The organism is Micromonospora sp. WMMD812, from assembly GCF_027497215.1.
In the GTDB taxonomy this organism is placed as follows: domain Bacteria; phylum Actinomycetota; class Actinomycetes; order Mycobacteriales; family Micromonosporaceae; genus Micromonospora.
Map to the genome: position 1 here is coordinate 1,285,859 of NZ_CP114904.1, position 17,572 is coordinate 1,303,430.

Annotated in this window: 17 protein-coding genes; 7 read left to right on the plus strand and 10 right to left on the minus strand. The window is 74.1% G+C overall.

The features are described 5' to 3' along the window. Positions 1 to 379: 379 nt before the first annotated feature. The 3 genes from O7603_RS05895 to O7603_RS05905 all read right to left on the minus strand — a co-directional run bounded on the left by O7603_RS05895 (position 380) and on the right by O7603_RS05905 (position 1,894). Complete coding sequence (locus O7603_RS05895; protein WP_281574662.1) at positions 380 to 868, minus strand: rhodanese-like domain-containing protein; 489 nt, start codon at positions 866 to 868, stop codon at positions 380 to 382. An 81-nt stretch (positions 869 to 949) separates the two neighbouring features. Then, on the minus strand, positions 950 to 1,408 hold the full coding sequence (locus O7603_RS05900) for a cysteine dioxygenase family protein (RefSeq protein WP_281574663.1): 459 nt from the start codon (positions 1,406 to 1,408) through the stop codon (positions 950 to 952). A 108-nt stretch (positions 1,409 to 1,516) separates the two neighbouring features. Further along, positions 1,517 to 1,894, minus strand: a complete 378-nt coding sequence (locus tag O7603_RS05905; protein WP_281574664.1) for a signal peptidase I — start codon at positions 1,892 to 1,894, stop codon at positions 1,517 to 1,519. Between the two features lie 52 nt (positions 1,895 to 1,946). Here O7603_RS05905 and O7603_RS05910 point away from each other — a divergent pair, with 52 nt between their 5' ends. Further along, on the plus strand, positions 1,947 to 2,339 hold the full coding sequence (locus tag O7603_RS05910; protein WP_281574665.1) for an ankyrin repeat domain-containing protein: 393 nt from the start codon (positions 1,947 to 1,949) through the stop codon (positions 2,337 to 2,339). Between the two features lie 39 nt (positions 2,340 to 2,378). Next, the gene (locus tag O7603_RS05915) at positions 2,379 to 3,338 is read left to right on the plus strand and encodes a DUF3500 domain-containing protein (protein WP_281574666.1); all 960 of its coding nucleotides are present in this window, start codon (positions 2,379 to 2,381) and stop codon (positions 3,336 to 3,338) included. A gap of 134 nt (positions 3,339 to 3,472) precedes the next feature. Here O7603_RS05915 and O7603_RS05920 read toward each other — a convergent pair whose 3' ends face one another. From O7603_RS05920 to O7603_RS05945, 6 genes are all read right to left on the minus strand, one after another. Next, the gene (locus O7603_RS05920; protein WP_281574667.1) at positions 3,473 to 4,240 is read right to left on the minus strand and encodes a methyltransferase domain-containing protein; all 768 of its coding nucleotides are present in this window, start codon (positions 4,238 to 4,240) and stop codon (positions 3,473 to 3,475) included. Between the two features lie 55 nt (positions 4,241 to 4,295). Beyond that, entirely contained in the window at positions 4,296 to 4,796 is a 501-nt protein-coding gene (locus tag O7603_RS05925; protein WP_281574668.1) for a DUF2231 domain-containing protein, read from the minus strand. A 99-nt stretch (positions 4,797 to 4,895) separates the two neighbouring features. Next, positions 4,896 to 5,636, minus strand: coding sequence for a GAF and ANTAR domain-containing protein (locus O7603_RS05930; protein ID WP_281574669.1), 741 nt, complete (start codon positions 5,634 to 5,636; stop codon positions 4,896 to 4,898). Between the two features lie 181 nt (positions 5,637 to 5,817). Next, positions 5,818 to 8,109 (minus strand): accessory Sec system translocase SecA2, encoded by a 2,292-nt coding sequence (gene secA2, locus O7603_RS05935; protein ID WP_281574670.1) that lies wholly within the window; start codon positions 8,107 to 8,109, stop codon positions 5,818 to 5,820. Positions 8,110 to 8,199: 90 nt separating this feature from the next. Continuing rightward, positions 8,200 to 9,288 (minus strand): zinc-binding alcohol dehydrogenase, encoded by a 1,089-nt coding sequence (locus tag O7603_RS05940; RefSeq protein ID WP_281574671.1) that lies wholly within the window; start codon positions 9,286 to 9,288, stop codon positions 8,200 to 8,202. Beyond that, positions 9,281 to 10,291, minus strand: coding sequence for a Gfo/Idh/MocA family oxidoreductase (locus tag O7603_RS05945; RefSeq protein ID WP_281574672.1), 1,011 nt, complete (start codon positions 10,289 to 10,291; stop codon positions 9,281 to 9,283). Before O7603_RS05945 ends, O7603_RS05940 begins: the two co-directional genes overlap by 8 nt. A 229-nt stretch (positions 10,292 to 10,520) precedes the next feature. Between O7603_RS05945 and O7603_RS05950 the strand changes: the two genes are divergently transcribed. The 5 genes from O7603_RS05950 (at position 10,521) to ctaD (ending at position 16,214) form a co-directional block, all read left to right on the plus strand. After that, positions 10,521 to 11,504, plus strand: coding sequence for a glucosyl-3-phosphoglycerate synthase (locus tag O7603_RS05950; RefSeq protein ID WP_281576618.1), 984 nt, complete (start codon positions 10,521 to 10,523; stop codon positions 11,502 to 11,504). Between the two features lie 58 nt (positions 11,505 to 11,562). Beyond that, positions 11,563 to 12,720, plus strand: coding sequence for a glycosyltransferase (locus O7603_RS05955; protein ID WP_281574673.1), 1,158 nt, complete (start codon positions 11,563 to 11,565; stop codon positions 12,718 to 12,720). Between the two features lie 125 nt (positions 12,721 to 12,845). Further along, a complete protein-coding gene (locus O7603_RS05960) occupies positions 12,846 to 13,292 on the plus strand; it encodes a DUF4383 domain-containing protein (protein ID WP_281576619.1) in 447 nt (148 codons plus the stop codon). A gap of 89 nt (positions 13,293 to 13,381) precedes the next feature. After that, positions 13,382 to 14,110, plus strand: coding sequence for an ATP-binding protein (locus O7603_RS05965; protein ID WP_281574674.1), 729 nt, complete (start codon positions 13,382 to 13,384; stop codon positions 14,108 to 14,110). Between the two features lie 106 nt (positions 14,111 to 14,216). Continuing rightward, complete coding sequence (gene ctaD, locus O7603_RS05970) at positions 14,217 to 16,214, plus strand: cytochrome c oxidase subunit I (RefSeq protein ID WP_281574675.1); 1,998 nt, start codon at positions 14,217 to 14,219, stop codon at positions 16,212 to 16,214. Between the two features lie 139 nt (positions 16,215 to 16,353). Here the strand turns inward: ctaD and O7603_RS05975 are convergent, their stop codons facing one another. Further along, the gene (locus O7603_RS05975; RefSeq protein WP_281574676.1) at positions 16,354 to 17,490 is read right to left on the minus strand and encodes a SigB/SigF/SigG family RNA polymerase sigma factor; all 1,137 of its coding nucleotides are present in this window, start codon (positions 17,488 to 17,490) and stop codon (positions 16,354 to 16,356) included. Positions 17,491 to 17,572 lie beyond the last annotated feature (82 nt).

Consider the following 17,572-nt stretch of genomic DNA (forward strand, 5'->3'; position numbering starts at 1 on the left):
TGCCCGCCCGGTTCACGTTCCGCGTCCGGGGCCACGCACCGCACCGGCGAGGCGTGGCCGACCTGGGTCGGGCGCGCTCCCATGTGGAGCGGGGCGTCACGGGGGCGGGACACGTCGCGCGGCGGCACGCCGACGCGGCGCGCCCCGCGGACCGGGCGTGCCGCGTCGGCGTGGTCGTGCGGGTCGGCGCTCAGCGGCTGCGGTCCACGTCGATCCGGGCGTCGTCGGCGAGCCGGTAGCCGACGCCGCAGTTCTGGAGCGGGCCGGTCCGGTCCGGTCGGCGCGGACCGGCGGGTGGGGCCGCGGGGAGCTGGCGACGACGGACATGGTGCCTCCTGTGACGGCGGTACGCCCGCCACGCCCGGTGGAGCGTGGCGGTTCAGCGGAGCGCCCGGCCGGCGGTCACCGGGGACGCGAGAGGGGACGGGGGCAGGGCGGTCGGGCCGAGGGCGGGCAGGCCGGCGATCCGCCAGGCGGCGAACCCGCCGACGACGTCGGTGGCCCGGCGCAGCCCGAGGTCCTGGAGGGCCGCGGCGGCGAGCGACGAGGTGTAGCCCTCCTGGCAGATGATCACTACGGGCAGGTCGTAGCCGACCGCCTGGGGCAGCCGGGCCGGGCAGCGCGGGTCGAACCGCCACTCGAGGACGTTGCGCTCCACCGCGAGCGAGCCCGGCACGGCGCCGTGCGCGGCCCGCTGGGCGGCCGGGCGGATGTCGACGAGCAGCGCCCCCGACCGGTACGCCAGGTGCGCCCGCTCCGGGTCGAGCCGGTCGAGCCGGGCCCGGGCGTCGGCCAGGATCTCCTCGATGCCACGCGAGCCCGGCGGCGGCGCCGGGGCCGGACAGCGGGTGGCGCTGGACTGGTGCATGGTCGGTTCCTTCCGATCAAGCGGGCGGGTGGAGGGGCGGCGGGCCCGGGCGCGGACGTGGCGCGCCCCGGTCGGCCGTGGTCACCAGGCGATGCCGGCCTCGGCCACCTCGGCGACCCGGAGCCGGCCGTCGGCGAGCGCGTAGCGGGTCATCCGCCGCAGGGCCGGGCGGTAGACGTGGACGCTGACCGCCGGCACGTCGCCGCGGTTGGTGACCTGGTGCACGTGCCGGACGCCGAAGCGCCGACCACTGCCGGCGGCGAGCCGGTGCGCGCGCAGCCGACCGCCGCCGACCGTCTCCTCGTTGAGGGCCCCGGCGAGGACCACGAAGGCACCCGCCGAGCCGCCGTGGTCGTGCAGGTCGGTGCCCTGGCCGGGCAGCCAGCTCAGCGCCCACACCTCGTGGTCTGCGGCGACGGCGAGCCGGGCGTACCAGCGTTCGGCGGGGTCGAAGCGCAGCGGCACCGGCCAGCCGGCCGGATCGGCCGCCCACCGGGCGGCGACGGCGAGCAGGTCGGGCTCCGGGCGGTCGCGCTTCATCGGGCTTCCTCGCGGGTCGTGCGGTACGGTCACCTCACCCTAGACGGTAAACCCTATCGGTTTAGTAGGTAATCCGCATGCTGGGACGCGCCGGGCCGCTCGCCCTGGTCAGCGGCGCGTCGGCGGCTCCACGCGGTAGCCCGGCACCGACGGCCAGCGGACCGTGAGCACCACCGACTCCTGTTCCGCGTACCAGCTGTGGTCGACGCCCCGCCCCCACACCACGTAGTCACCGGGAGCGCCGAGCACGACCGTGCGGTCCGGCAACTCGACCCGGAACCGGCCGCTGACCAGCACCAGCAGGGCGGTGCGCCGCTCGCCGGTCGCCCAGCGGGCACGCGCCTCCCCAACCGGATGCACGCCCCACTTCACCTCGACGTCGGTGCTGTGCCGCGGGTCGCCCGGCGGCATGAAGTGCCCCAGCAGCCAGCCCGCGTTGCGCGCGCCGTCGGCGCCCGCGTTGCCCACGTACACCCGCTCGTCCATGATCCTCCCGGCCGAGGACCGTACCAGCCGCGGATCCGCCTAACCTGGACCGGTGAGCGAGGAACTCGACGCCGAGACGCTGGCGTTCGCGCACCGGATGTTCGACCTGGCGCGGGCCGGCGCGACCGACGACCTGGCCGGCTACGTGGACGCTGGGCTGCCGGTCAACCTGACCAACGACAAGGGCGACACGCTGCTGATCCTGGCTGCCTACCACGCGCGTCCGGATACCGTGGCCGCGTTGCTCGCGCGGGGCGCCGACCACACCCGCGCCAACGACCGCGGGCAGACCGCACTGGCCGCGGCGGTCTTCCGCAGCAGCGCCGACGGCGTACGGGCCCTGCTCGACGCCGGCGCCGACCCGGAGCACGGCAACCCGTCGGCCGTGGACACCGCCCGCTTCTTCGACCTGCCGGAGATGCTCGCCCTGCTGCGGACCGGCTGACACCCGGCGGCGCGACGCCGCGCCCGGTATACAGGGGCGGTGGAGGATCCGCTGCCCGAGCAGATGCGCGCGGCCGGCACCGTGCTGCTGGCCTCGCTCGACGAAGAGGCGCGCGCCCGTGCCGCGTACCGCTTCGACGACGACGCGGCGCGGCGCTGGCTGGAGTACCGGCCCCGGCCGAGACCCGGCGTCTGCCTCGCCGACCTGGACGTCGCCGGCCGCAAGGCCGCACACCGGCTGCTCGCGACGGCGCTGAGCCCGGCGGCGTACGCCCAGGCGATGGCGATCGTCGCGCTGGAGGAGGTGCTGGACCGGGCCGAGGGTTGGCGCCGGGGCCGGCACAGCGGCGACTACTGGGTGGCGGTCTTCGGCGACCCGGAGCGGGACGACCGCTGGGCCTGGCGGCTGGAGGGACACCACCTGTCGGTGAGCATGACGGTGGTGGACGACCAGGTCTCCCCCGCGCCCCTCTTCCTCGGCGCCAACCCGGCGGTGGTCCGGCACGCCGGCTACCCGGTCTCCCGCCCGCTCGGCGCCGAGGAGGACCTCGGCCGCGCCCTGCTGGACGCGATGGGTCCGGCCGGCCGCGCCGCCGCGATCGTCGCCGACGAGGCGCCCGGGGACATCATCAGCGCCACCCGGCCCCGGGTCGACGGGCCCCTGGAGCCGCTCGGCGTGCCGGCGGACCGGCTCGGCCCGACCGGCCGGGCGCTGCTCGACCAGCTGGTCGCGGTCTACCTCGACCGGCTGCCGCCGGAACTGGCGATCCGGGAGGCGGGTCGGCTCGACGGTCGCGCGCTGCACTTCGCCTGGGCCGGCCCGACGTGCCCCGGGCAGCGTCACTACTACCGCGTCCAGGGCGACGACCTGCTGATCGAGTACGACAACACCTCCGACGACGGCAACCACGCGCACACCGTGCTGCGCCGCCCGACGAGCGACTTCGGCGAGGACGTCCTGGCCGCCCACCACCAAACCCACCCCCACCCCCACCCCTGACACGCCCCTGACCCACCCCACCCCCACCCCCGGCCTCAGGGCGTCGATCATGAGGTTGACGGCAGGAAACCAGGCGATTCTCGCCGCAGACCTCATGATCAACGCCGATCCGGCGGGGGCGGGAGGGGGATCCGTCAGGGGCGGTGGGCTTCGATCAGGAAGCGGCGGGCGTGGGCGACGAAGGGGCCCTCGGCCCGGATCCGCCGGTGCAACGCGAGCAGTTCGGGGCGGTACCGGTCGACGGTGAAGCCGGGGACCGTCCAGACGACCTTGCGCAGGAACCAGACCACCGCGGCGATGTCGTGGAAGACCGTACGCAGGGTGGCCTCCCGCAGGTCGACCACGGTCAGGCCGGCGGCCCGGGCGGTGGCCACCGCCTGGTCCGGGTGCCGCTGGGCGGGCGGCGGCAGCGGGCCGAGGATCGCCTCGCTGAGTTCCCGCACGGTGCCCGCCCCGATCTGCTGGGACAGGAAGGTGCCCCCGGGCCGGAGCACCCGGGCGGTCTCCGCCCAGTCGGTGCGCACCGGGTGCCGGCTGACCACGAGGTCGAACGAGGCGTTCCGGAAGGGCAGCGGGGCGTCCGGGGTGACCGCCACGACGGTGGCGCCGAGGGGGCCGAGCGTCCGCCGGGCGACGGCGACGTTCGGCGGCCAGCCCTCGGTGGCCACCAGCAGCCGGGGCGGCCGGGGCATCTCGGCGAGCACCTCGCCGCCGCCGGTGTCCACGTCCAGCGCCGCGTCGGCGTCCGCCATCCGGGCGGCCACCAACCGGGCGTACCCCCAGGGCGGGCGTTCCTCGGTGGCCCGGCCGGCCAGCCAGTCGAAGGCCCAGCCCTCGACCGGCGCGGCCGCGCCCTCGGCGATCAGCCGCGCGAAGTCCGGGTCGGTGGTCACTGTCTCCACCCGGGCGAGCCTGCCCGCCCGGGTCCGCGCGGGCAACGGATTTCGGAACGCCGCGTCAGGGTCGGGGCGGGATGATCTCGGCGGTCGAGCCGGCGACGCCGGGCAGGGCGTCGAAGGTCGTCGCCTCGGCGCGGCCCTCGTCGAACTGGCGCACCAGTCGCGCGCCGAGCCGTACACCTACCCCGCCGACGGCGAGGGCGATCACCTCGGTCACCAGCAGCACGACCGACGCGCCGCGCTGCGGTGAGTCGGCCCGGATCAGGCAGGACACCAGGAACAGCCCGGCCATCGCCACGTTCACCAGGTTGAACGTGACCGCGGTACGGCGGGTGCGGCCGCCGGGCACGTCCCACAGGTCGACCATGCCAGCCACCGCGGCCAGCGCGGCGGCGACCAGGGCGGCCACCGCCGTCCAGTAGCCGACCTCGCCGAGGAAGGCGGGCCCGCCCAGCACGTCGGTCAGGTCGAAGACGAGAGCGCTGACGAAGAGCCCGTACGGGAACGTCACCAGCATCGGTTGGATCGGGTGCCCCTCGACCCGCAGCCGGCTCTCCATCGTGCCCTCCCCTGGTCGGCTCAGCTCCTGAGCTCAGGGTGCTACCCGGGCGCACCCGGGGCGAAACGGCACGGGACCGGACGCACCCACCCGCGCGAGTCAGCTCTCCCGGGGGCGGGAGACCGTGCGGACCAGCCGCTCGGCCACCTCGCGCAGCGGGATGTCGAGCGAGGACGCGGCGCTGCGCAGCACGTCGAGCGCCTCCTCGGCGAGGCAGCCACGCTGCGTCATGATCACCCCGATGGCCTGTGCGACCACGCCGTCGTGCAGCAGCGCGGCGTCCCACTCACCGGCCAGCTTGAGCTGGCGGGCCCGGTCCCGGACGGCGGCCAGCAGCAGGCCGGCGTGCTCGGCGAGCAGCATGGCGGTCAGCTGGTGCTGGGTGGTGAGCACGTCGGAGGTGCCCGCGTACAGGTTGATCGCGCCGATCACGTGGTCGTCGACGTCGAGCGGGGCGGAGATCACGCCGCCGACGCCGAGGTCGACGGCGCGGGGCGTCCAGTCCGGCCAGCGCCGCTCCCGGCCCAGGTTCTCCGACAGCACCATCTCCCGGCGCCGGATGGCGTCCATGCCCGGCGAGTCGGGGTCGTGCCGGGGATCGTCCAGGCCGGCCAGCCGCGGGTCGGAGGCCGCGCCGCCGGCCGGCTGACCGGCGCGCAGCACGGTGAAGCCGCACCAGCTCACGCCGGCCACGGCGTCCCGGCTGATCCGGACCAGCGCGGTCAGCGCCTCATCGAAATCGGTCACGGCGATCAGGCCGGCGGTCAGTTCGCGCAGCAGCGCGGCGGTCTCCAGCGCCCCGACGGTAGCCACCACCGGTTGGGGTGTCTCCAGGTTCACCGGCGGAGCGCCTCCGCCTTCACGCGTGCCTCGGCACGCCCGGCCGATGCCGTCACCTGTGTCATCGTCTGCTCTCTCCCGAGTCTTCGGACCCGGCCTACTACCCGAGCGAACACGGGTCGAAACGGGCGCAAACGGAGGTCCGGCCGGCGGGGTAGCGCCGGCCGGAACCCCGTGGAGATCAGCGGGAGGCGCCGGTGAGCCGTCGCCCGACCGAGGCGATCAGGCGGTCCAGCTCCGAGCCGAACGGGTTGTCGTGCACCAGGTAGGTCCAGGTGGCGCTGGGGCGGACCAGCGTGGCCTCGGCCGGCTCCCAGTCCTCGTCGAATTCGGTCTCCGTGAACGTGGCGATGGTGCGCGCCTCGATCTCCGGAACGAGCGCGTTGAACGCCGGCACGGCGGCCCGGTGGAACTCGTCGAGCGGGTCCAGCCGGCCCAGCGCGCGCAGATGCACGCCCTCGCGGACCTCGGACAGCTCGGCCAGGTGCTCGGCCCAGAGCCGGTCGAGGTGATAGAGCGCGATCGACCGGGCGACCCGGGCGAGCAGGTCCTCGTCCATCTCGCCGGCCTTGTCCGGCACCTTGTCCAGCAGCATCAGCGCGGCCACGTCGCTGGTGAGCAGCCGTTCCCGCCGCTCGGCGAGCGCCTTGCGCTGCTGCTCGATGACCACGCTGTAGCGCCAGGTGTTGCGGTGGATCTCGTGGTTGACGCCCTCCGCCACCCGCTGGGCGTGCTCGACGGCGTAGTCGACCTGCTCGTCGGTGACCAGGCCGTCGGCGTTCATCCGGGGCGACGCCGGCACCGCGTCGGACGCGTGCCGGACGACCAGGTCGTCCTCCAGGCTGACGAAGAAGGCCGAGCCACCCGGGTCGCCCTGCCGGCCGGCCCGGCCGCGCAGCTGGTCGTCGACCCGGCGGCTGTCGTGCCGGCCGCTGCCGATCACGTAGAGGCCGCCGAGGTCCGCCACCCGGTCCCGGTCGGCCTGGTCGCTACCGCCGAGCCGGATGTCCACACCGCGGCCGGCCATCTGGGTGGAGACGGTCACCGCGCCGTACGCGCCGGCCTCGGCGATGATCGCCGCCTCCTCGTCGTCGTTCTTGGCGTTGAGCACCACGCAGGGCACGCCGGCCGCGTGCAGGCCCGCGGCGAGCCCCTCGGACTCCTTGACGTCCAGGGTGCCGACCAGCACCGGCCGCCCGGCCTCGTGGCAGCGCGTGATCTCGTCGATCAGCGCGTCCTCCTTCTCGGCCCGGGTGGCGTAGATCCGGTCCGGCTCGTCCTCCCGGACGCACGGGGTGTTCGGCGGGATCACCGCCACCTCGAGGTCGAAGAACTCGCGCAGCTGGTCGCCGACCAGCACCGCGGTCGCGGTCATCCCGCAGATCTTCGGGTAGAGCCCGATGTACGCCTGGACGGCGATGGTGCCCAGCACCTCGCCTTCGGCTGTGGCGTCCAGCCCCTCCTTGGCCTCGACCGCGGCCTGCAGCCCGTCCGGCCAGCGGCGGCGCTGGGCGACCCGGCCGCGCATCTCGTCGATCAGCTCGACCGAGCCCTCCCGGACGATGTAGTCCACGTCACGGTTGAGCAGCGCGTGCGCGTGCAGCGCCACGTTGACCGCGGAGAGCTGCTCGACGTGCTCCTCGTCATAGAGGTCGATGCCGAGCTTGGCCTCGACGGCGGCCAGGCCGGCGGACGTGAAGGCCACGCTGCGGCCGTCCTCGGCGACCGTGTAGTGCTTGCCCCGGCGCAGCCCGCGGACCAGCGCGGCGGCGGCGTGCACCGGGTCCTGCTCGCCGGGCACCGCCCCGGCCAGGACCATCGGCACCCGGGCCTCGTCGATGAGGATCGAGTCGGCCTCGTCGACGATCGCGGTGCGCAGCGGCGGCTGCACCCGGTCGTCGACGTCGGTGACCAGCTGGTCGCGGAGGAAGTCGAAGCCGGCCTCGCTGACCGAGACGTAGGTGACGTCACAGGCGTAGGCCTCGCGCCGCTCCTGGGGGGTGGACGCCTCGTTGACCCAGCCCACGGTGAGGCCGAGCAGGGTGTAGACCGGCTCCATCCACTGGGCGTCGCGGCGGGCCAGGTAGTCGTTGACGGTGAGGACGTGCACCGGGCCGTTGCCCATCCGGACATGCCCGTACGCGGCGACGGTCGCGGTCAGGGTCTTGCCCTCACCGGTGGCCATCTCGGCGACCTTGCCGGAGAGCAGGGCCATCGCGCCGAGCAGCTGGACGTCGTACGGGCGCTGGTCGAGCCCGCGCCGGGCGGCCTCCCGCCCGATGGCGCAGATCTCCTCGTAGCCCGCGGCCGTCCCGGCGGCCTCGGTGAGCTCGGCGTCGTCGAGCGCGGCGAGCTCCTCCTCGCGCGCCTCGATCGCCGGCAGCAGCTTCTCCAGCGGGGCGAGGTCGACCGTCGTCCCCGGGCGCTGGAGGAACCGCCGGAACCTGCTCTTGAACCGTTGCGACACACCCATGAGCGGCAACGGTACGCGATCCGGGGCGCCTTCCGCGTACCGCTCGGGCCGCATGTCGGCCCGGGCGGTACGCGGCACATGATCGACCGCTCAGAACGTGAGCACGACCTGCAGTTCCTGCCGGCGCCGCTCGGCGAGATCGGTGAGCAGGGCGGGCGCCTCGTCGAACGGGACCACCGCCGAGACGAGGTGCTTGCGGATCACGTCCCCGTACGCGCGCAGCAGGTCGACCGTCTCGGCCGACAGCCGCTCCCGGTCCCACGTGGGAGCGAGCCCACGGGGTACCCGGCCGATCTGGGCGCAGCGCAGGGACAGCCCGTTGTGGTGGAACTCCTCGCCGAGCCGGACGGCGTCCGCGCCGGACTGGTAGAAGGCGAGGTCGATCACCGTGCCCTGCGGCCGGAGCAGACGCAGCGCCAGCTGGAGCGCCCAGTCCTGCCCGCGGCACTGGAACACCACGTCCGCGCCCCGGTCGCCGGCCAGGTGCGCCCAGCGGGTCTTGAGGACCACCGCCGGGTCGTCCGCGCCCGGGTCGAGGGTCTCCAGGCCCAACGCCTCGGCGACCAGGCGGCGCTCCGCCGTCGGGTCGAGCACCACCACGGAGGCCGCGCCGTGCCGCCGGGCGAAGAGGGCGGTGAGCAACGCCACGACCCCGCTGCCGACCACCGCGACCCGCCGCCCGCGCACCCCGTCGCCCAGCGACCGGACATCGGTGCCGTGCAGGTCGGCGGCGGCGTGCAACAGCCCGTTCGCGCAGATCGGCCCCATGTGGGCGACGTAGACACCGAGCAGCGGGTCCACGTCGTCCGGGAGCGGGACGAACCGCTCGGCGACCGGGTCGGCGACCCAGCCGGTGCGGTGCCCGTACGTCATCGCGCCGACCGTGCCCACCGGGACCGCCGGGGTGGCGCTCTCCACCACCCGCCCCACCTGCATGTAGCCCAGCCGGGTCACCGGGTACGGGGTGCTGGCGTCGCCGGGACGGAACAGACCGAGGTCGGCGTCCCAGGTGCCGTTGAGGTAGGGGTTGGTCCCCTTGACGTAGCTCAGCTCGGTGCCGGCGGAGACGCCGCTGTACAGCGTCTCCACCCGGAACGTGCCCGGGCGCACCGGCGCGGCGTCCTGCTCGACCAGCTCCACCCGGCCCGGGGCCTGGACCACCACCACCCGGTCACGCATCGACGGTCACCCCGGTGGTGTCCAGCGTCGCGGTGGACGGCGCGTCCAGGCGTACGGCCCGGCCGGTGCGGGCCGAGTCGGCCACGGCCAGGGCGAGCCGGTGGGTGGCCAGCGCCTCGGCGTACGGGACGCGCACGTCGTCGCCGACGCCGCGGACCGCGTCCACGAACGCCCGGTCGACCGCCACCCGGGCGCCCTCCGGGTCGGCGGGCAGCCGGCGCTCCCCGTCGGCGTCGCAGACCAGCAGGCCCTCCTCGGTCAGCGTCAAGGCCATCCCGTCGGCCAGGATCTCCAGCCCGGCCCGGTGCTTCCAGCCCAGCACGCACGCCGCGCTCAGCGTGCCGACCGCGCCGCCGGCGAAGCGCAGGGCGGCGGTGGTGACCGAGTCGATGTCCGCCCCGTCGACCGGTGGTGGGCTGCCGTCCCCGTACGCGGTCACCTCGGTCGCCTCGCCGACCAGCACCCGCACCAGGTCCAGCACGTGCGCCGCCTGCTCCACCACCGGGCCGCCGGAGCGGTCCCGCCGCGACCACCAGGCCACCGGCGGCACCTTGTCCCACCAGGTGCCGCTGACCATCCGGATCGGACGTCCGGCCAGCAGCTGCCGAGCCTGCTCCACCACCGACAGGTAGCGCCAGTGGTGCCCGACGGCGGTGAGCAGGCCACGCCGGGCGACCAGGTCGGCGACCCGTTCGGCGGTGACCAGGTCGACCGCGACCGGCTTCTCCACGAACATCGGCACCCCGGCGGCGACGACGGCCTCCTCCACCGGGCCGTGCGCGAACGGCGGCACGCAGACGTACACCGCGTCCGGACCGGCCGCGAGCAGCTCGTGGATGTCGGTGTACGTCCGGGCGCCGTGCGCGTCGGCGAGCGCGGCCGCCGCGTCGGGCAGCACGTCGGTCACCCCGACCAGCTCGGTGTCGTCGAATCCGGCCAGCACGCGGGCGTGACGTTGCGCCACCCCACCGGCCCCTACCAGTCCCACCCGGCACGTGCGCATCCGACCAGCCCTTTCCGCCCTCGGCTCACATTTCTCCGCAAGCACTCCCCCCACACCGGCGCAATCAAACGTTCACCCGGCGGGAACGCGGCGGTGGGAACGTCGTGATCGAGCCGTTAGGCATGATCCGGTTAGCACGAGGTCGGCAGTGGGAAATCCGACGTCGCGTTTTCCGCCACGATCTGGGGGTGTGCCCGTGCGGGATACAGAATCGACTGTCTCACCGGTAGTGGAGGCCTGGGCGACATACCGGACCACCTCCGCCGCCGAGTGGACGCCCCGGCGACTGGTCCGGGCCAAGGGGGAGAGCCGGGTCAGCGTGGTGCTGCCGGCGCGCAACGAAGAGGCCACCGTCGGCGCGATCGTGTCGACGATCCGGGAACACCTGATGGACCGGGTCGCCCTGGTCGACGAGCTGATCGTGGTGGACTCGCGGTCCACCGACCGCACCGCCCAGGTCGCCCGGGCCGCCGGTGCCGAGGTGGTCAGCCAGGATGCGATGACCCGCGGGCTGCCGCGGTTGACCGGCAAGGGGGACGCACTCTGGGCCGGGTTGGCCGCCGCCGAGGGGGATGTGGTGGCGTTCGTCGACGCGGACCTGCGCGAGTTCCGCCCGCACTTCGTGACCGGCCTCATCGGTCCGCTGCTGACCGACCCGTCGGTCGAGTTCGTCAAGGGCTTCTACCACCGGCCCCTGATCGGCACGGCCGGCGTGGAGCAGGACGGCGGCGGTCGGGTCACCGAGCTGATGGCGCGCCCGCTGCTCAACCTGTTCTGGCCGGAGTTGGCCGGCTTCGTGCAGCCCCTCGCCGGCGAGTACGCCGGCCGACGCGACGTGCTGGCCCAGGTGCCGTTCGTCTCCGGGTACGGGGTGGAGACGGCGATGCTCATCGACCTGCTGGAGTTGGTCGGGCTCGACGCGCTGGCGCAGGTGGACCTCGGCGAGCGCAAGCACCGGCACCAGGACACCGCGGCGCTCGGCCGGATGTCGGCGCAGATCATGCTCACCGCGTGGTCGCGGTTGCAGCGGCGCGGCTGGGCCGCCCCGGGCACGGCGCCGACCGCGCTGCTGACGCAGTTCCGGCGCGGTGGTTCGGAGGCCCTGCCCAACCTGGAGCGGGAGATCGTGGTGAGCGACGTGTCCATCGAGGAGCGTCCGCCCCTGGCCGAGCTGCGGCACCGGGTGCCGCGACGGCGGATGGCCGCGGCGTGACCGGCCGGGCGCACGGTCACCGGCCCTGGAGGGCGGGCGGGGAGAGGAGCCGGGACCGATGAGCCTCACCGTCCTGATGAACGCCGGTCCGTGGCTGTCGGTGCCGCCGCCCGGCTACGGCGGCATCGAGAACGTGATCGCGACGCTCGTGCCGGAGCTGCGGCGCCTCGGCGTCCGGGTGGTGCTGGCCTCGGTGGACAGCAGCACCCTGGCCGTCGACGAGTTGGTGTCGGTCTTCCCCGACGGCCAGTTCGCCGCGCTGCAGCGGCCGTACAACCAGGTCTGCGGCATCTCCCAGGCGCATTTGAACGGGGTGGTCCGGCAGCTGCACAGCCGCGACGACATCGACCTGGTGCACGACCACGTCGAGGCGGTCGGACTCGCCACGCTGGCCGCGATGGGACCGGACGCCCCGCCGGTGCTGCACACCCTGCACTGGGACCTGGCCAAGCATCCCGCGCTCTACGGCAACCTCGACGGCGGCGACCGGGTCCGGGTCAACGGCGTCTCCGCCTCCCAGCTGGCGCGCGCGCCCCAGGCGCTGCGGGACCACTCGGTCGGGCACGTGCACCTGTCCACCCCCCTCGCCGTCGGCGCCGACACCCGGCCGGCGACCGAGAAGGGCGACTACGTCGTGGTGCTCGGCCGGATCAACCCCGGCAAGGGGCAGGATCTCGGCGCCCGGCTGGCCCGGCGGGTCGGGTTCCCGCTGGTGCTCGCCGGGCCGGTCGGCCCGTACCACCGGCCCGAGGACCTCGCGGCCGCCGACGACGAGGCGCGGCAGAACCCGGATGTCCGCTTCTTCTACGACGAGGTGGCGCCGTACGTGGACGGAGACCTGGTCCGCTGGGTCGGCACCGTCGCCGGTCAGGAGCGCGACGACCTGCTCGCCGGCGCCCGCGCGTCGCTGTTCCCGCTGCGCTGGGAGGAGCCCGGTGGCACGGCGGTGGTCGAGTCGCTGGCCCTGGGCACGCCGGTCGTGGCGATGTCCCGCGGCTGCCTGCCCGAGCTGATCGAGCACGGCCGCACCGGGCTGCTCACCGCCGACGAGGACGAGCTGGGCGACCTGGTGCTGGCGGCGAGCGTGCTCGACCCGGACGAATGCCGCCGGGAGGCCGCCGCCCGGTTCACCCCGGCCGCGATGGCCGAGCGGTACCTCGGCCTGTACGAGCGGGTCCGGCAGGTGGCCGCCACCCCGCGCCTGCAACCGGCCTGACGCCCTGGTGGCGGGCCGGTCCACCCGCGGTGGGCCGGTCCGCCGTCGGTTTGCCGGGGCGCGTGGCGGGTAGCCGCGCACCACCGAGCGGCCCGCTCAGGGAGGTGACGGTGGTGGCCGGACCGATGGCACACGCCCGCGCCCGTCCCAACCCGGCCGACGGCAAGGCACCGGTCCGGCGGGCCGCCGGCGTGGTGGCGGTGCTCTTCCTGCTCATCGGCCTGCTCGGCTTCGTCCCCGGGGTGACCAGCGACTTCGGCGACCTGCGCTTCGCCGGCCACCACTCCGGCGCGACGCTGTTCGGGGCGTTCCAGGTCTCGATCCTGCACAATCTGATCCGCCTGCTGTTCGGGGTGGCCGGGCTGGTGCTGTCCCGGACCGTCACCCACGCCCGGGCCTACCTGGTCGGCGGGGGCGCGATCTCCCTGGTCCTCTGGCTGTACGGACTGGTCGTGGACCGGGACAGCGGGGCGAACTTCGTCCCGCTCAACGGCGCCGACAACTGGCTCCACCTCGGCCTCGGGATCGGCATGATCGGCCTGGGGCTGGTCACCACGCGGGCCGGCCGGTGACGGCGGTCCCAGGGCCCGCCAGTCCGGTTTCGTCGGGCGAGGCCACGGGTATTTTCCGAGTCCCACGGACGAGACGCGGAGAGAAACTGATGGCGAGCGGAATCACCTATCAGGTGTGCGAGCGGCCTCCGGTCACCGTCGTCCGGCTCGCCGGGCCGCTCGACCTGGAGACCATGCGATCGGTCCACGAGGCGCTCGCCGGCTGCCTGGCCGCCCAGCCGCACGCGCTGGTGGTCGACCTCGGCGACGTGATCGTCCGCGACCGGCTGGCGCTGTCCGTCTTCGCCGCCGCGGCCCGGCGCGCGGAGGAGTGGCCGGCGGTGCCGGTCGTGCTCAGCGACCCGCCGCCGGTCGCGGCGCGCTGGCTGGCCGAATCCACCGCGTGCCGCAGGGTGCCGGTCGGCCGAAACTGCGCCGAGGCGACCCGGGTGGCCGGTGCCGCCGCGGCGCCCCGGCTGTGGACCCGGCTCGAGCCGGTGGCCGAGGCGTGCCGGCGAGCCCGCGACCTGGTCGCCGACGCGTGCGCCCGGTGGAACCTGCCGGAGGCGCTCGGCCCCGCGTCGGTGGTGCTCACCGAACTGGTCGGCAACGTGGTCCGGCACGCGGGCACACCGATGCAGGTCACGCTGACCCTGCGCCGCCCGTACCTGCACGTGGCGGTGGTGGACGGCAGCCGGGCGGCTGCCCGGCCGGGCAGCCCCGACCTGCGCGACGAGGGCGGCCGGGGGCTGCTCCTGGTGCGCGAGCTCGCCCAGCGCTGGGGCACCGTCCCGGCCGGTGAGGGCAAGGCGGTCTGGGCGCTGCTGCCCGCGAACTGATCGGCACCGGCAAAGTGCCCGGATTAACCCCTTCGGCCTGGTTACATGGGCACCGGGTCGGGTACGCACGCCCGTCCTTTTGTCGTCCTGGCGGGGTGAAGCAGCGATGCCCAAGCGGGTCACCACGGAGCCCGGCCGCGACCGAGGACCGGCGATCCTGGCGCCGGCCCGGTTCGGCGGGTTCCCCGGCCCCCTGCGCGTGCCGACCCGGGGCGGGTACCTGATCCGGTTCCTGGCGACCACGGACCACAAGCAGATCGGCATCCTCTACCTGCTCACGTCGTTCGGCTTCTTCCTGGCCGCGGGCATCGAGGCGATGCTGATGCGCGCCGAACTGGCCCGACCCGGGCTGCAGTTCCTCTCGTCGGAGCAGTACAACCAGCTCTTCACCTCGCACGGCGCGGTGATGCTGCTGCTCTTCGCCACACCGGCCGCGTTCGGCTTCGCGAACTTCATCGTGCCGATCCAGATCGGCGCGCCGGACGTCTCGTTCCCCCGACTCAACGCGCTGGCCTACTGGCTCTACCTGTTCGGCGGGCTCATGGTGATCGGCGGGTTCGCCGCGCCGGGCGGCTCGGCGGACTTCGGCTGGACCGCGTACGCGCCGCTGAACGACGCGGACCACTCCCCCGGCGTCGGCGCCAACCTGTGGGTGATCGGGCTGGTCATCTCCGGACTGGGCACCATCCTCGGCGCGGTCAACCTGATCACCACGATCCTGACCCTGCGCGCACCCGGCATGACCATGTTCCGGATGCCGATCTTCACCTGGAACATGCTCTTCACCAGCGTGCTGGTGATCCTGGTCTTCCCGCTGCTCGCCGCGGCGCTGCTGGCGTTGTCGGCCGACCGGCTGCTCAACGCCCACGTGTACGACGCGGCCACCGGCGGCCCGATGCTGTGGCAGCACCTGTTTTGGTTCTTCGGCCATCCCGAGGTGTACATCATCGCGCTGCCGTTCTTCGGCATCATCACCGAGATCATCCCGGTGTTCGCGCGCAAGCCGATCTTCGGCTACACGGGTCTGGTGTTCGCCACCATCGCGATCACGGTGTTGTCGATGACCGTCTGGGCGCACCACATGTTCGCCACCGGGCAGGTGCTGCTGCCGTTCTTCAGCATCCTGAGCTACCTCATCGCGGTGCCGACGGGGGTGAAGTTCTTCAACTGGATCGGCACCATGTGGAAGGGGCAGCTCACCTTCGAGACGCCGATGCTGTTCGCGATCGGCTTCCTGGTGACCTTCCTGCTCGGCGGGCTCACCGGCGTGCTGCTCGCGAGCCCGCCGGCCGACTTCCACACCCACGACTCGTACTTCGTGGTCGCGCACTTCCACTACGTCGTGTTCGGCACCGTGGTGTTCGCGCTCTTCGGTGGCTACTACTTCTGGTGGCCCAAGATGACCGGGCGGATGCTCGACGACCGGCTCGGCAAGGCGCACTTCTGGACGATGTTCCTCGGCTTCCACGGCACCTTCCTGGTGCACCACTGGCTGGGCAACGAGGGGATGCCGCGCCGCTACGCCGACTATCTGCCCACCGACGGGTTCACCGTGTTGAACACCATCTCCACCATCTCCGCCTTCGTGCTCGGCATCTCCACGCTGTTCTTCATGTACAACGCGTGGAAGTCCTGGCGGTACGGGGCGATGGTGGCGGTGGACGACCCCTGGGGGTTCGGCAACTCGCTGGAGTGGGCGACGACCTGCCCGCCTCCGCTGCGCAACTTCGACCACATGCCCCGGATCCGCTCCGAGCGGCCCGCCTTCGACGCCAAGTACGGCGAACTCGTCGCCGACCTCGGCCGGGACCTGCCGCAGCGCACCACGAAGCCGCCGCAGGAGTTCCACGAGGAGCTGCGGCACATCACGCAGGCGCCCGAGTCGCCCGCCGCCGAGGGGGCGCACGGTCCACGCGAGATCGCCGAGTACGAGCCGCCGCCGCAGTCGGGCGCCCGCCCGGTGGACGTGCCGCACCCGACCGACATCCGCCGGGCCAGCTTCGACGAGACGGACGCGCCGGAGGACGAACCGCCGGACCCGCGGCAGAGGCCGCGGCGGACCGAGAAGTGGCGCCATCCCCGCCACGGCGACCCGCCGGAGTGAGCGGACACGGTCGGGGCCGGCACGGAATCGTGCCGGCCCCGGGCGCCCGTGGCGGAGGCGTGCCTCAGTCGTGTGCGGGTGCGAGCGTGCCCCAGTCGGGTGCGGGTGCGCCTCAGTCGTGTGCGGGTGCGAGCGCGCCTCAGTCGTGTGCGGGTGCGAGACCGGCGGCGGTGAGTGAGCGGCGTACCGCCGGCTGCACCCGGGTCAGCCGCAGCGGCACTCCGGTGCGGGCCGCGGCGTCCCGGCCGGCCATCAGGGCGGCGATCCCGCCGGCGTCGAAACCGCCCGCGCCGACCAGGTCGACCACCACCTCGCTCGGCTGGCCGGTGACCGCCTCGATCATCGCCCGGCGCAGTTGGTCGGCGCCGTCCCGGTCGACCTCCCCGCCGACCTCGACCACCACCCGGTCACCGGTCTGCCGGACGGAGATCCGGGCCTTCGCCGGCTCCGACTCGGCCGCACCGTTCTGCCAGGGCGGCGGCGCGTCGGCGAGCATCGCCTGGCGCAGCCAGGTCAGCGCGCGCGACAGCAGGCGGGAGACGTGCATCTGGGAGATGCCGAACCGGGCCGCGATCTCCGCCTGGGTCTGGTTGCCGTAGAAGCGCATGGCCAGGATGCGTCGCTCCCGCCAGGGCAGCCGGTGCAGCAGCCCGCTGACCGTGACGCGGTCGTCGACCGACTCCAGGGCGTTGTCCGACTCGCCGACCAGGTCGCCGAACTCGGCGGAGCTCTCACCGCCCACCGGCGCGTTCAGGGAGGCCGGACTGTAGCCGGCGGCCGACTCCAGCGCGGCGAGGATCTCCTCCTCCGGCGTCTCCAGCCGTTCGGCCAGCTCGGCCACCGAGGGCGCCCGGGACAGCTCGCTGGTCAGCGCCGCGGTCGCCTGCCCCACCTCGAGGATCAGGTCGCGCAGCCGGCGGGGCACGTGCACACCCCACGTCCGGTCGCGGAAGTGGCGTTTGATCTCGCCCACGATGGTGATCGCCGCGTACGCGGTGAAGGAGCCCCGTTCCGGGTCGTACCGGTCGACGGCGTTCACCAGCCCCAGCCGGGCCACCTGCTCCAGATCCTCCAGCGGCTCCCCCCGTCCCCGGTACCGGCGGGCGAGCCGGCCGGCGAACGGGAGCGCGAACCGGACCAGGTCGTCGCGGGCCTCCTGCCGCCGCTCGGGGGGCAGGCCGGCGATCCGTGCCGCGTACGCCAGTGCGGCCGCGTCGAGGTCCTCCAGCCCCCGTTCGGTGGGTGGTGGTGTGCTTGTGGTGGTCTGTCCGAACATCCGCGCCTCCCTCAGGAAGGTCCCCCGCCCGGATTGGGAAACCGGTCGTGCGCGTGGTCGGGCCACGCACCGGGCCGGAAGT

What these genes read in the sequence shown, in the direction of transcription:
- O7603_RS05975 (WP_281574676.1), bottom strand. Translation starts at nt 17,490, where the DNA reads ATGTTCGGACAGACCACCACAAGCACACCACCACCCACCGAACGGGGG.
- O7603_RS05940 (WP_281574671.1), bottom strand. Translation starts at nt 9,288, where the DNA reads ATGCGTGACCGGGTGGTGGTGGTCCAGGCCCCGGGCCGGGTGGAGCTG.
- O7603_RS05905 (WP_281574664.1), bottom strand. Translation starts at nt 1,894, where the DNA reads ATGGACGAGCGGGTGTACGTGGGCAACGCGGGCGCCGACGGCGCGCGC.
- O7603_RS05955 (WP_281574673.1), top strand. Translation starts at nt 11,563, where the DNA reads ATGAGCCTCACCGTCCTGATGAACGCCGGTCCGTGGCTGTCGGTGCCG.
- secA2 (WP_281574670.1), bottom strand. Translation starts at nt 8,109, where the DNA reads ATGGGTGTGTCGCAACGGTTCAAGAGCAGGTTCCGGCGGTTCCTCCAG.
- ctaD (WP_281574675.1), top strand. Translation starts at nt 14,217, where the DNA reads ATGCCCAAGCGGGTCACCACGGAGCCCGGCCGCGACCGAGGACCGGCG.
- O7603_RS05900 (WP_281574663.1), bottom strand. Translation starts at nt 1,408, where the DNA reads ATGAAGCGCGACCGCCCGGAGCCCGACCTGCTCGCCGTCGCCGCCCGG.
- O7603_RS05925 (WP_281574668.1), bottom strand. Translation starts at nt 4,796, where the DNA reads ATGGAGAGCCGGCTGCGGGTCGAGGGGCACCCGATCCAACCGATGCTG.
- O7603_RS05895 (WP_281574662.1), bottom strand. Translation starts at nt 868, where the DNA reads ATGCACCAGTCCAGCGCCACCCGCTGTCCGGCCCCGGCGCCGCCGCCG.
- O7603_RS05965 (WP_281574674.1), top strand. Translation starts at nt 13,382, where the DNA reads ATGGCGAGCGGAATCACCTATCAGGTGTGCGAGCGGCCTCCGGTCACC.
- O7603_RS05945 (WP_281574672.1), bottom strand. Translation starts at nt 10,291, where the DNA reads ATGCGCACGTGCCGGGTGGGACTGGTAGGGGCCGGTGGGGTGGCGCAA.
- O7603_RS05960 (WP_281576619.1), top strand. Translation starts at nt 12,846, where the DNA reads ATGGCACACGCCCGCGCCCGTCCCAACCCGGCCGACGGCAAGGCACCG.